Here is a 13,043-nt window from a genome sequence, read left to right as displayed (position 1 = left end):
GCGTGACGGGCCCGGTTCACGCCGATGTCCGCCGTGTTACGTCACACCTCGGCGTAGCTGAGCTGCGCCTTCTCCTCGGTGTCGGCCGCCGGGACCGTACGGGCGACCGGCCGGCGAAGGTATACGGCCCAGGTGACGGCCGCACACACACCGTAGAAGACGAGGAAGGCGACGTACGCCCCCGTGCCGGACCCCACCGTCTGGAAGGACTGCCGCAGCGCGAGGTTGATGCCGAGCCCACCGAGCCCGCCGACGGCCCCGATCAGCCCCATGGCCGCCCCGGAAAGCCGCCGCCCCTGGGCCGCGGCGGCCTCCCCCACGAGCCCCTCGGCCTCCGCCTTCGCCTGGAAGATCCCGGGGATCATCTTGTACGTCGATCCGTTGCCGAGCCCGGTGAGCACGAACAGCGCGACGAACGCGCCGACGAACAGCGGCAGCGACTCCCGCACGGACGCGACGACGACGACACCGGTGGCGGCGCCCATCCCGAGGAAGTTCCACAGGGTGATGCGCGCCCCGCCGAACCGGTCGGCGAGCCGCCCGCCGAAGGGCCGGACGAGCGAGCCGAGCAGCGGCCCGATGAAGGTGAGCTGGGCGGCTTCGAGCGGCGTACGCCCGAACTGCGTCTGCAGGACGAGCCCGAAGGCGAACCCGTACCCGATGAACGACCCGAACGTCCCCACGTACAGGAACGACATGATCCACGTGTGCGCGTCACGCGTGGCCGCCTTCACGGCACCGGTGTCGTTGCGGACGGACGAGATGCTGTCCATGAAGAGAAAGGCACAGACAGCAGACACGACAACAAGCGGAATATAGATCCCGAGGACGACACGCGGCCCACCACTCGCCCCGATGACGGCGAGCCCCACGAGCTGCACCACGGGCACGCCGATGTTGCCGCCGCCGGCGTTGAGCCCGAGGGCCCACCCCTTCTTCCGCAACGGGAAGAACGAGTTGATGTTGGTCATGCTGGAGGCGAAGTTGCCGCCGCCGACCCCGGTGAGCAGGGCACACAGCATGAAGGTGGAGTAGGACGTCCCCGGCTCCATCACGACGAACGCGGCGACGGTCGGCAGGAGCAGCAGGGAGGCCGCGATGACGGTCCAGTTACGCCCGCCGAAGCGCGCGACGGCGAAGGTGTACGGCACGCGGACCACGGCGCCCACGAGGGTCGCCATCGACACGAGGAAGAACTTCCCTGCCGCGTCGATCCCGTACTCGGGCCCCATGAACAGCACCATCACCGACCACAGGCTCCACACGGAGAACCCGATGTGCTCGGACAACACGGAGAAGGCCAGATTCCGCCGAGCGACCTTCTCCCCGCCCTCCTCCTTCCAGAACGTCTCGTCCTCCGGGTCCCACCGCTCGATCCACATCACACGCCTCCAGGAGTAGTCCACGCACACCGGCCGACCCTCCCGAACGTAAAGAGACCGCATTTCAACCTTGTGCCACACGATGACCACCGGGGAACGTTGCTCTCACGGGGGGCGGGGCGGGGCGGTGAGGGACGGGACGGCGAGGGGACGGGGCGGCGAGGCCGTCACCCCAGATGCGTGTCCCCCAGCGACACCAGCAGCCGGCGCAGGGCCGCGTCGAGGGCGGTGCGGTCCTCCGGGGTCAGGGCCGCCAGCATGCTCTCCTCGTTCGCCACGTGGTCGACCACCGCGCGGTCGACCATGTCGCGGCCCGCTTCGGTCAGGCGGACGCGGATGGCGCGGCGGTCGTTCGGGTCCGGGTGGCGTTCGATCAGGCCCTTGCGTTCCAGTTTGTCCAGGCGGTTGGTGATGGCGCCGGACGTCACCATCGCGGTCTTGAGGAGGCCGCCCGCGGTCAGTTCGTGCGGGGCGCCGACGCGGCGCAGGGTGGCGAGGACGTCGAACTCCGCGAACTCCAGGCCGTACTCGACGAAGACCCGCTTCATGCCCTTGCTCAGCAGGTGGTCGGCCCGCTTGATGCGGCCCACCAGGGCCATCGCGTCGAGGTGCGCGAGGTCCAGGTCGGGGCGTTCGCGGCGCCATTGGGCACGTAGCTCGTCGATGGCGTCGTGGTCGGGTGCCTCGGGGTCGGGCGTCTCGTGGTCGGTCATGTCGTCGTCTCCGCTCGCGGCGTGCCGGGTGCCGGGGCTACCCGGCGGAATCTCTCAACGTTCAGATACTTGACGTTCGTAGATCCCGGGGTCCATATTTATCTCAACGTTGAGAATAATAGCGTTAAGCGTTGAGGGAACGGGGAGAGGAAGCGCGTCATGGGCATCGGCAGCAGGAGCAGCACCGCGCAGCGCACCGCGCAGAGGTCGGCACAGCGGGCGATCCCCAAGTCCGCCACCACTCCCCGCCCCTCCGCCAAAGCCGCCGCCGGCATCGCCGCGCTCGCCGCCATCGGCCCTGCCACCTGGGGCACCACCTATGTGACGACCACCGAACTCCTGCCCCCGGACCGCCCCTTGCTCGCCGCCGCCCTGCGCGCGCTGCCCGCCGGGCTCATCCTGCTCGCGCTCACCCGGCGCCTGCCGAGCGGCGACTGGTGGTGGAAGGCGGCCGTGCTCGGCATCCTGAACTTCGGAGCGTTCTTCCCGCTCCTCTTCTTCGGCGCGTACCGGCTGCCCGGTGGTGTCGCCTCGACGGTCAGCGCCGTCATGCCGCTGCTGGTCGCCGGGTTCGGGATCGGTGTGCTGAAGGTGCGGCCCACCGGTCGTACGCTGGCCGCCGGGCTCGTCGGGGTCGCGGGCGTCGCGCTCCTCGTCCTGCGCGGTACCGCCGCGGTCGACCTCGCGGGCATCGTCGCCATGCTGACAGCCACCACGCTGATGGCGCTGGCCGTCGTACTCAGCAAGCGGTGGGGCCGCCCGGAAGGCGTCTCGCTCCTCGCCCTCACGGGATGGCAGCTGACCGCGGGCGGCCTGGTCCTCGCGCCCATCGCGCTCAGCGTCGAGGGCCTGCCGGGCCACTTCACCGGCGCGAACCTCGCCGGGTACACCTACCTCGGCATCATCGGCACGGCCCTCGCGTACGCCCTGTGGTTCCACGGCATCGAGCGCCTGCCCGCCTCGTCGGTCTCATTCCTCGGCCTGACCAACCCGGTCGTCGCCACGCTCGCCGGGCTGCTGCTCCTGGGGCAGACCCTGACCGCCTGGCAGCTGGTCGGCCTGGTGCTCGTCCTGGGGAGCGTGCTGCTGGGCCAGGCCCGCCGCCCGTCACCCCGCGCCTGAGCCACCCACCCCCACCCGCGCACGTTCCGCGACCCCAAGGAGCCGACCCTCATGCGCATCACCGTCTTCGGAGCAGCCGGAAACGCGGGCAGCCGCGTCGTCGCCGAAGCCCTCTCCCGCGGCCACGAAGTCACCGCCGTCGTCCGGGACGCCACCCGCTTCGCCGAACTGCACCCGGCCGCCGCCCACCGCACCGGCGACGCCGGGAACCCCGACCACGTCGCCGAGTTGAGCGCCGGCCAGGACCTCGTGGTCAACGCGACCAGACCCGCCCCCGGCCACGAACACGAGCACCCGGCCATCATCCAGGCCCTCCTGACAGGCCTCGCCCGCACCGACGGCGTACGCCTCATCGTCATCGGCGGCGCGGGCAGCCTGACGGTCCCCGGTACGCAGGGGGTCCTCGCCATCGACGATCCGAGGTACGTCCCCCCGGCCTGGCGCCACATCGCCGAGGCGTCGGACGCCCAGTACGACGCACTTCGCACCGCACCCACCGACGTCCCCTGGACCTACATCAGCCCCTCGGCCCTTTTCGAACCCGGCACCCGCACAGGCGAGTTCCGTCTCGCCGACGACGAACTACTGGTGGACGCGGAGGGCAACTCGTCCATCTCCATGGAGGACTTCGCAATCGCCCTCCTGAACGAGGCAGAAACCCCGAGCCACCCCCACACCCGCTTCACCGTCGGCTACTGAGCCGGTCGTCGCCGGTTACTTGCCCGCGAACTTCCAGCTCACCTGGTCCCCGTCCTCCTTCGCGGACCAGCGGACCTCGATGGACTTCGAGCCCTTCGGGATCAGGTACGTCTCACAGAGGACGTGGGTCTCGCCCTTCTTCCAGCCTTCGAGGTCCAGCTCGTCCTCGCAGCCCGGCGCGTCCTCGGCGGCGCCGATGAGCAGGCCGCCGCGGGTGCCGTCCGCGTAGATCTCCGTGGTGTCCTGGACGTCCGGGGTGTCCGTGAGCGGTGCGCCGCCCTTGTGCGTGATCTTCATGTGGGCGGTCGCCGTGACCAGGCCCTTGGCCCGCTTCGGGTCGGAGACCAGCTTCTTGGTCTCGGCCTCCGTGCCGACGTCGACCTTTTCGGCGGTGACGTCGTACGTCACGAAGGCCTTGTCCTCCTTCACCTTGCCAGAGGTGCTCTTGCCGGCCGCCAGCACCGACTCTTCCTTGGGCTTGTTCTGCGACGTGGAGGCACCGGCCTTGGGCTTGTCCTCCGACTTCTTGTCGTCGCCGCCACCGCAGGCGGTCAGCGCGAGGGCGAGCACGGCGACGGGGGCGGCGGCGCGCAGCGCCGTCTTCCTGTAAAGCAAAGCAATCTCCTGGCAGAGGTGGGGGGCCCACCGCCCGGCGGTCGTCCGGCGCGAGCAGCGGGAAGAGCCGTCAGCTTAGGAGTTGACTACAGGGTGCGTCGAGATCGTTACGGCCTCTCACCGATCGGCTATTAGCAGTTGCAATGTCGTACACGCGTGCATCTCAGAACTCTTCGCGGGCAGCGCCTTTCAGTGCGGCAGTCGTTCACTGGTGCGAATTGCGGGGCTCGTGATACCCCTGCTCCCATCGAGCCTCACGTGCCGAACGCCCGTATTTACGACGGCATTTCAAACCATTGCGGGCAGCCCGTTGCACGTAACAGTCGCGCAACGCCTTGGGCTGCTGAAGGGTGCCGCGTCAGTTCCGTTGCCCCATGACGAGCGCGTCCGCCGCCGGGACCCATCCATCCGCCGGCCTCTCCAGCCAGCCCTCCTCGGCCGCCAGCGCCGCCGCCGCCGACCGCAGAGCGGTAACACCCGGATGGGCCAGGCCCTTTCGCCACACCAGCGACACGGGAGACAGCGGTACGGGGTCGACGAGCGGCCGCAGCTCCGCTCCCGGCATCGCCGGAAAGTCGACCACCGCGAGGACCGGATTCCGGCTCTTCGCCATCACCCGCTCGAACTCCTCGACGCCCACGGCGAGCGGCGCCGGCGGCGCGATCCCGATGCCGCGCCCCTCGAAGAGCAGCCGCGCGAGGCCCGTCCACTCCAGCGTCTTCGGGTTGCCCGCCCCCGCGTACACGGTCTCCCCCGCGAGCGCGTCCAGCGGCACCGCGTCGAGCTCCGCCAGCGGGTGCCCGGCCGGCAGCAGCACCGCCATCGGCTCGTACCGCACCGGCTGCTGGTCGAGCCCGGCCCGCAGCACCGGGTCGAGCCCCGCGAACCGCCCGAAGGAGACGTCGAGCCGCCCGGCGGCGATCTCGGCGGCCGCGCCGGTGAGGCCGCTCTCGAAACGGGCCATCAGCTCGCAGTCGGGCGCCAGTTCGCGGGCCCGCTCCAGAATGCGCCCGAAGACCAGACCGGGGCTGTTCAGGTCGACGAGCAGAGGCCGCGCCGCGCCCGCGACGGCGGCCACCAGGTCGTCCTGGGCCTCCAGGACCCGTCGCGCGTACGGCAGCAGCCGCTCACCGTCGGCGGTCAGCAAGACCTGTCGCGTCGTCCGCGCGAAGAGCTCGGCCCCCAACTCCCGCTCCAGTCGGCGCACATCGCGGCTCAGCGCCTGTTGCGCGACATAGAGCCGGTTGGCCGCCCGGGTGAAGTGCAGTTCCTCCGCTACGGCGACGAAGGCCCGCAGCAGCCTCGGGTCCACATCTCGGCGTACGGATGGATCCTCATCTCTGCGTACGACTGAACCCCCATCTCTGCGTACGACTGTATCCTCGGTCACCGCAGGAACTTACAACGGGGGAGCGTGAATCGGTACCCAACAGGTGTTGGACCCTGCCCTACACCCCCGGCGAGGGTGACCGCATGCCCCACAACCCCTACGCCCGTCTCTTCGCGATACCCGGCGCCACCGCCTTCACCGTCGGCAACCTCATCGCCCGCCTCCCCATGGGCATGTTCAGCGTGAGCGCCGTCATCATGATCTCCGGAGCCCGCGGTTCGTACGCCCTGGCCGGCGCCGTCACCGCGACCGGCCTCGCGGCGACCGCCGTCGTGGCGCCCTGGACGGCGCGGCTGGTCGACCGCCACGGCCAGGCGCGCGTCGCCGTGCCCGCCACCGCCATAGCGGCGCTCGGCTCGCTCTCGCTGCTGCTGTGCGTACGCTACGGAGCGCCCGACTGGACGCTCTTCGCGTCGTACGCCGCCACGGCGACGACGCCCAACACGGGCGGCATGTCCCGGGCCCGCTGGGCGCACCTCCTCAAGGGCGACGCGCAGGCCGTGCACACCGCCAACTCCTTCGAGCAGGCCGCCGACGAGCTCTGTTTCATGCTCGGCCCGGTCCTCGCCGCCTTCCTGTGCGGCTCGCTCTTCCCTCAGGCGGGCACCCTCATCGGCGTGATCCTGCTCCTGACCGGCGTGCTCGTCTTCGCCGCCCAGCGGGCGACGGAGCCCCCGCCCCAGGGGCGTACGGCCTCATCCTCCGGGACGACATCGCTGCTCCGCGCGCGCGGGATGCCCGCTCTGCTGGCCGGCTTCCTCGCCACCGGTGCCGTCTTCGGCTCCCTCGAAGTCGTCACGATCGCCTACGCGGACACGCAGGGCCACAAAGCCGCCGCGGGAGTGGTCCTCGCCCTCCAGGCCGCGGGTTCCTGCGCGGCGGGCCTCGTCTACGGAGCCGTGAAACCGCGCGGCTCCCTCGGCCGCCGCCACCTGCTGTGCGCCGCCGCGATGGCCGCCCTGATGACGCTGCCGCTGCTCGCGGTGGTGGCCACCGGCTCGCTGATCGCCCTCTCCGGAGCGCTGCTCGTCGCCGGGATGGCGACGGCGCCGACGATGGTCACCACCATGACGCTCGTCCAGCGCCGCACCCCCGAGGGGCGGTTGAACGAGGGCATGACCCTCGCCGTGACCGGCCTCCTCGGAGGCATCGCCTGCGGCGCTGCGGGCGGCGGCTGGGCGGTGGAGCACTTGGGCACCGCCGCGGGCTACGGAGTGCCCGTCGCCGCCGCCTGCTGCGCCCTGCTGCTCAGCAGCGCGCAGGCTTGCGCCACGAGCACTCCAGCTCGCCGCCGTCCCGCTCGGCCGCGCGCGTCGAACGCGGCGTGACCAGGACGGCCTTGTCCTCGGTCGAGGAGGCGAGGGTCACCATGATCGCGTCCTCGACGGGCTTCACCGATGAGGCCAGGTGGTTGTTGAGGATGACGCTGAAGACCAGTTCACGCCCGTCCTTGTCCTTGACGTAGCCGGAGAGGGCGGACGCTCCCGTCAACGTCCCCGTCTTGGCGTGGACGTTGAGCGCCGCCGGAGTGCCGCACATCCGCGAGCGCAGGGTGCCGCCGACGGACTTGCCGGGGCCGCAGGCCACCGGAAGGGACGCGTGCCAGTCGGCGAACCACGGCTCGGCCTTCACCGAACGCAGCAGCTTGATGTACTGCTCCGCGGCGGCGTTGTCCTTGCGCGAGAGACCGGAGCCGTCGACCTGGCGCAGCTTGCCCGGGTCGACACCGGCGGTCCTCAGATAGCCGTTGATCGCCGCGATGCCGTCGCCCCAACTCCCCGGCCGCCCTGTCGCCTTGTGGCCCATGGCCTTGGTGAGACTCTCCGCGTGCATGTTGTTGGAGAGCTTCATGAAGGGGACCATGAGGTCCTTGAGCGGCATGGAGTCGTGCGAGGCGAGCTGCCGGGCGCCCTTCGGCGTGGCGGTCCCGGCCCGCGTCGGGCCGCTCACCCGTACGCCGTGCGCGGCGAGCGCGTCGCGGAAGACGGCGGCCGCGTACCCGGTGGGCTCCCAGACGGTGACCCACTCCTTGGTGGTGTCGCCGCCGACCGGGACGGTGCCGCTGACGGTGATGGTGTTCTTGCCGTGCTGCCGCTCCACGGCGACGGTGTCGGCGCCGCCCTCCGCGACGGTGGTCGCGCGCAGATCGATGTCTACGTAGTCGGTCTTCGGCGTCACGCTGACGCGCGGCTTGTCCCCGGCCCGCGCCCCGGGCGCGACCTCGACGACGACCGTCCCGGTGTCGTAGTCCGTGTCGGGCGCGACGCTCAGGGCGCTGATCTGCGCGGCGTAGTACGCGGACTCGTCGTCGCCGCTCCACCCGTCGCCGATGCGCCTGCCGTCGAAGCGGGTGTCGTCGGCGACCAGCCGCCCCGAGACCCGCCGGATCCCCGAGTCGGCGATCTTCGCGGCGAGTTCGTCGTAGTCCTCGGCGAGCGTCGTCGGGTCTCCTGTGCCGCGCAGGTACAGGTCTCCTTGGAGCACGGAGCCGCGCCGCGGTGCGGCGGAGAGGACGTCGGTGGTGAACCGGTGGCCGGGGCCGAGGAGTTCCATGGCCGCGGCCGAGGTGAGCAGCTTGGTGTTGGAGGCGGGCATCAGGCGCCCGCTGGAGCGGTGCTGGTACAGGACGTCGCCGGACGCGGAGTCGGCGACGACGACACTGGCCACACCGCCCTCCATGCGCGGGTCGCCCAGGATGGTGTCGATGGCCTCGGGGAGCCCCGACCGGTCGGAGTCCGCCCCGGCCGGTGAGCCGACGGCGAGTCCGGCCGCCGCGACGGCGAGCACGGCGGGCCAGATCCAGTGGCGCATACGGATGGTGACGCGTCTCACGGGTCTACTCATGACCCAGGAGCATGGCAGCCCTCGGAGCACGACAGAAGCCCCCTGGCCGGAGGGCCAGAGGGCTTCAGTCTCACATGGGAATTGTGGAGATGGCGGGAATCGAACCCGCGTCCAACGGTGCAGAATCAGGGCTTCTCCGTGTGCAGTTCGCTGCGATTTTCTCGGCCCCGGCGATCACGCGAACAAGTCGCCGACGGGCCCAGTCACTGTTTGATTTCCTCCTAGGTCCCGTGACCGGGCCTAGAAGTTTAGTTCCCTAGCTGATGCCAGGATCCGGGTCGGGAACAGCCCCGGGCTGACACTTCGCAAGTCGCTACTTAGGCAGCGAGGGCGAAGGAATCGCGCTTGGTATCGGCGATTATTTTTTGCGACATATGGTTTACGAGATCATTGCCGCTTCCTCGACACGCTTCCCCTGCTTCGACATCCGCTGTCGAAACCGATCATCCCCATGTTGATTTTTCAATCTGGGCCTTTCGGCCCGGCGCCCCTGCTGTGCGGGGCACGGCCCATCGTACGTGACCAACGCACGACGATGCCAGCGTATTCCTGGCGGCCCGCCGATCCGAGCCCCTGGGGCTAGCCGATGCCCTGGCGCCGCCGCACCGCCGAGATCGCGCGGTTGGTCTCGCGGGTGTCCTGCTTCTCGCGGAGCGTCTGCCGCTTGTCGTACTCCTTCTTGCCCTTGGCAAGGGCGATCTCGACCTTGACCCGGCTGTCCTTGAAGTACAGGGCGAGGGGCACGATCGTGTGGCCCGTCTCGCTCGCCTTGGACTCCAGCTTGTCGATCTCCGCCCGGTGCAGCAGAAGCTTGCGCTTCCGCGTGGCGGAGTGGTTGGTCCAGGTGCCCTGCACGTACTCCGGGACGTGGATGTTGTGCAGCCATGCCTCGCCGCGGTCGATGTGCACGAAACCGTCCACCAGGGAGGCCCGGCCCATGCGCAGCGACTTGACCTCGGTGCCCATCAGCACCAGGCCGCACTCGTAGGTGTCCAGGATGTGGTAGTCGTGCCGCGCCTTCTTGTTCTGCGCGACCATCTTGCGGGCAGGGGCCTTCTCAGCGGCCTTGGCGGCCTTGCGCTTTACCTTTTCCTTCGCCATAGTCCGGCCATTTTCGCACTACGAGGGGGGTCCAAGGCCAGTCAATACTGTCTCGGCCCGCTCCTCGGCCCGCTCGTCGGCCTCCAGGTCCGGGCTGATGCCCCGGCCGTCGACGGTCCGCCCCGAAGGGGTGCGGTAGTGGCCGACGGTCAGCTCGGCGACGGAGCCGTCGGGCAGCCGGCTCGGCATCTGGACCGCGCCCTTGCCGAAGGTCCTCGAACCCACCACGACCGCCCGGCCGCGGTCCTGCAGCGCGCCCGTGAGGAGCTCGGCCGCGCTCATCGTGCCGCCGTCGACGAGCGCGACCACGGGGGTGTCCGTGTCGCCGCCCCGCTCGGCGTGCAGCGCCTTCTCCTCACCCCGTACGTCGTACGTCGCGACGAGGCCTCCGTCGACCAGCGCGGACGCGGCGGTGACCGCCTCCGACACGAGGCCTCCGGAGTTCCCCCGCAGGTCGAGCATGATCCCGGCGCCCTCGGGGGCCTCCCGTACGGCGGTCCGCACGGCCTCTCCGGAGTCCTTGGTGAACGCCGCGACCTTGATCAGGACCGCGCCGCTGGGCAGCCGGCTGACCGTGACGGGGTCCGTGGAGAGGTGGGCCCTGCGCACGGTCTCGCGCCACGCGCGCGTGCCGCGCTGTACGCCGAGGGTCACCGGGGTGCCCGCGCGGTCGCCGCGCAGCAGGGCGAGGACCTCCGTGACGGGCCGGCCCGTGACGCGCTTGCCGTCGACGGTCCGCAGCCGGTCGCCCTCGCGGAGCCCGGCCCGGTCCGCGGGCCCGTCCCGCTGGACCCGGGAGACCTCGATGCGCCCGTCGGCCGCGCGCCTGGCCCACAGGCCGACGCCCGTGTACCCGCCGTCGAGGGCCTTCTCGAACTCCTGGTACTCCCCCGGCGAATACACCGACCCCCAGCGGTCCCCGCTGCGGCTGACGGCCTCCTCGGCGGCCTTCTTGGCGGACTTGCCGTCGGCCATGGCCTCGGCGGCGGCGTCGGCGGCTTCCTCCGCGGTGTCGTCGGCGGGCTCCGAAGAGCCGAGCACGTCCGAACGCAACGAAGGAGGAGGGGGATTTCGGCCGTCGTCCGCGGCGTCGCTCCAGGAGCCGGTGGCGGCGCCCGTGACGAGGACGCTCGCGAAGACCAATGTCAGGGTCGCCCCGCGGCGGATGCGGCGGGGCCGGGACAACCGGTCGGCGAACCGGACGAGGCCTGACATGACGGTGAGTCTAGGACAACGAAGGGCGCCGTACGGCTGGTTGAACCGTACGACGCCCTGCCGCACTGGCGGCTCTTGTCACACCTTCAGGTACTTGCGCAACGCGAAGAACGCGGCAAGCGCGGGCATCAGAAGGCCGATGGCGAGCACCAGCGGGAGCTTGGCGAGGACCGCGTCCCAGCCGATGAAGTTGATCAGGTTGATCTTCTCGGACAGCTCCAGACCGTGGTCGATCATGAAGTACCGGCCGACCAACAGCATTCCGCAGGCGACGGCTCCGCCGATGAGGCCGGCGACGGCGGCCTCCATGATGAACGGCATCTGGATGTAGAAGCTGGACGCGCCGACGAGCCGCATGATGCCGGTCTCGCGTCTGCGGCTGAACGCCGAGACGCGCACGGTGTTGACGATCAGCATCAGCGCGACGACGAGCATCAGCGCCATCACCGCCACGGCCGCCCAGTTCATGCCGTTCAACAGCCCGAAGAGGTTGTCCAGATAGCCCTTCTGGTCCTGCACGGACTGCACGCCGTCACGTCCGGAGAAGGCGGTCGCGACCACCTGGTACTTCTCCGGGTCCTTCAGCTTGATGCGGTACGACTCCTGCATCTGGTCCGGCGTCAGGGAGCTGGACAGCGGGGAGTCGCCGAACTGCTCCTTGTAGTGCTTGTACGCCTCGTCCGCCGACTCGTGGGTGACCTTGTCCACCACGGTCATCTTCTTCAGATCGCGGAGGATCAGGTCCTTCTGCTCGTTCGTGACGGCGCCCTTGGCGCACTTGGGGTCCTGCTCGGCGTCGGCCTTGTTGCAGAGGAAGATCGAGACGTTGACCTTGTCGTACCAGTAGCCCTTCATCGTGCTCACCTGGTCACGCATGAGCAGCGAACCGCCGAAGAGGGCGAGCGAAAGCGCTACGGAGACGATGACCGCGAAGGTCATCGTGAGATTCCGGCGGAGACCGACGCCGATCTCCGACAGGACGAACTGGGCGCGCATGGCGGCCTTTCAGTGGATCAGGTGGAACAGACAGCGGTCGGGCGGGAGAGGCGTCAGTGCTGGTAGCCGTAGACGCCGCGCGACTGGTCGCGCACGAGACGGCCCTTCTCCAGCTCGATGACCCGCTTGCGCATCTGGTCCACGATCTGCTGGTCGTGGGTGGCCATCACGACGGTGGTGCCGGTCCGGTTGATCCGGTCGAGCAGCTTCATGATGCCGACGGACGTCTGCGGGTCGAGGTTGCCGGTCGGCTCGTCCGCGATGAGGAGCTTGGGGCGGTTGACGAACGCGCGCGCGATCGCCACGCGTTGCTGCTCACCGCCGGAGAGCTCGCCCGGCATCCGGTCCTCCTTGCCGCCGAGGCCCACGAGATCGAGGACCTGGGGCACGGACTTGCGGATCTCGCCGCGGGACTTGCCGATGACCTCCTGCGCGAAGGCGACGTTCTCGCCGACGGTCTTGTTGGGCAGGAGGCGGAAGTCCTGGAACACGGTGCCCAGCTGGCGCCGCATGTGCGGCACCTTCCAGTTGGACAGGCGCGCGAGGTCCTTGCCGAGGACGTGCACCTGGCCGTGGCTGGTGCGCTCCTCGCGCAGGACGAGCCGCAGGAAAGTGGACTTTCCGGAGCCGGAGGATCCCACCAGGAAGACGAACTCGCCCTTCTCGATCTCGAGGGAGACGTCCCTGAGCGCTGGGCGGGTCTGCTTCGGATAGGCCTTGGAGACGTTGTCGAATCGGATCACGGATGCACCACGGTTTGCCGGGGGTAGGTGAGCGTGACCATACGCGAACCCGGTACGCGCGCGCAGTCGGCGTCCTGAGTTGCGCGGATTGTCACGGAAGTACGGGGCGGAAACCGTGGCGAAGGGGCGGGCCGCGCCGAAATCCGCGGAAGCTGGCACAGTGGTAGGGGGAACGATTGAGTTCCCCGTAGCGTTGGGCAGGCTGAGACTGTGCGGGAGGAGA

At 69.9% G+C, this 13,043-nt stretch carries 12 protein-coding genes and 1 other RNA gene; 3 read left to right on the top strand and 10 right to left on the bottom strand.

Going from position 1 to position 13,043, the window contains the following annotated elements; all coding sequences use genetic code 11:
- Positions 1–41: 41 nt before the first annotated feature.
- Positions 42–1,382, bottom strand: coding sequence for an MFS transporter (locus ACZ56E_RS39535; RefSeq protein WP_471221821.1), 1,341 nt, complete (start codon positions 1,380–1,382; stop codon positions 42–44).
- A gap of 167 nt (positions 1,383–1,549) precedes the next feature.
- The gene (locus tag ACZ56E_RS39530; RefSeq protein WP_471221820.1) at positions 1,550–2,095 is read right to left on the bottom strand and encodes a MarR family winged helix-turn-helix transcriptional regulator; all 546 of its coding nucleotides are present in this window, start codon (positions 2,093–2,095) and stop codon (positions 1,550–1,552) included.
- Between the two features lie 159 nt (positions 2,096–2,254).
- Between ACZ56E_RS39530 and ACZ56E_RS39525 the strand changes: the two genes are divergently transcribed.
- Together ACZ56E_RS39525 and ACZ56E_RS39520 are read left to right on the top strand one after the other, a co-directional pair.
- On the top strand, positions 2,255–3,217 hold the full coding sequence (locus tag ACZ56E_RS39525) for an EamA family transporter (protein WP_471221818.1): 963 nt from the start codon (positions 2,255–2,257) through the stop codon (positions 3,215–3,217).
- A 51-nt stretch (positions 3,218–3,268) separates the two neighbouring features.
- Positions 3,269–3,916 carry an NAD(P)-dependent oxidoreductase gene (locus ACZ56E_RS39520; RefSeq protein ID WP_471221817.1) on the top strand — a complete coding sequence of 216 codons (648 nt, stop codon included), beginning with the start codon at positions 3,269–3,271 and terminating at the stop codon, positions 3,914–3,916.
- A 15-nt stretch (positions 3,917–3,931) separates the two neighbouring features.
- Here ACZ56E_RS39520 and ACZ56E_RS39515 read toward each other — a convergent pair whose 3' ends face one another.
- Both ACZ56E_RS39515 and ACZ56E_RS39510 read right to left on the bottom strand, forming a co-directional pair.
- Positions 3,932–4,531, bottom strand: coding sequence for a hypothetical protein (locus ACZ56E_RS39515; protein WP_468560127.1), 600 nt, complete (start codon positions 4,529–4,531; stop codon positions 3,932–3,934).
- Between the two features lie 358 nt (positions 4,532–4,889).
- Positions 4,890–5,843, bottom strand: coding sequence for a LysR family transcriptional regulator (locus ACZ56E_RS39510; protein ID WP_471221842.1), 954 nt, complete (start codon positions 5,841–5,843; stop codon positions 4,890–4,892).
- 161 nt (positions 5,844–6,004) lie between these two features.
- Between ACZ56E_RS39510 and ACZ56E_RS39505 the strand changes: the two genes are divergently transcribed.
- Complete coding sequence (locus tag ACZ56E_RS39505; RefSeq protein WP_471221816.1) at positions 6,005–7,249, top strand: MFS transporter; 1,245 nt, start codon at positions 6,005–6,007, stop codon at positions 7,247–7,249.
- Here ACZ56E_RS39505 and dacB read toward each other — a convergent pair.
- The 6 genes from dacB to ftsE all read right to left on the bottom strand — a co-directional run bounded on the left by dacB (position 7,170) and on the right by ftsE (position 12,820).
- Positions 7,170–8,765: a D-alanyl-D-alanine carboxypeptidase/D-alanyl-D-alanine endopeptidase gene (gene dacB / locus ACZ56E_RS39500; protein WP_471221815.1), complete on the bottom strand. Its 1,596-nt coding sequence runs from the start codon at positions 8,763–8,765 to the stop codon at positions 7,170–7,172. The two genes, ACZ56E_RS39505 and dacB, sit on opposite strands and share 80 nt — an antisense overlap.
- 81 nt (positions 8,766–8,846) lie before the next feature.
- Positions 8,847–9,216, bottom strand: a transfer-messenger RNA (tmRNA) gene (ssrA, locus tag ACZ56E_RS39495).
- Positions 9,217–9,344: 128 nt separating this feature from the next.
- On the bottom strand, positions 9,345–9,866 hold the full coding sequence (gene smpB, locus ACZ56E_RS39490; protein WP_468601685.1) for an SsrA-binding protein SmpB: 522 nt from the start codon (positions 9,864–9,866) through the stop codon (positions 9,345–9,347).
- Positions 9,867–9,884: 18 nt separating this feature from the next.
- A complete protein-coding gene (locus ACZ56E_RS39485; protein ID WP_471221814.1) occupies positions 9,885–11,081 on the bottom strand; it encodes a S41 family peptidase in 1,197 nt (398 codons plus the stop codon).
- A 78-nt stretch (positions 11,082–11,159) separates the two neighbouring features.
- The gene (gene ftsX / locus ACZ56E_RS39480) at positions 11,160–12,077 is read right to left on the bottom strand and encodes a permease-like cell division protein FtsX (protein WP_468601689.1); all 918 of its coding nucleotides are present in this window, start codon (positions 12,075–12,077) and stop codon (positions 11,160–11,162) included.
- A gap of 53 nt (positions 12,078–12,130) precedes the next feature.
- Positions 12,131–12,820: a cell division ATP-binding protein FtsE gene (gene ftsE / locus ACZ56E_RS39475; protein WP_055569411.1), complete on the bottom strand. Its 690-nt coding sequence runs from the start codon at positions 12,818–12,820 to the stop codon at positions 12,131–12,133.
- Positions 12,821–13,043: the final 223 nt, after the last annotated feature.

The organism is Streptomyces sp. NPDC039480 (assembly GCF_055597165.1).
This window is presented reverse-complemented; position numbering and strand designations above follow the sequence as displayed.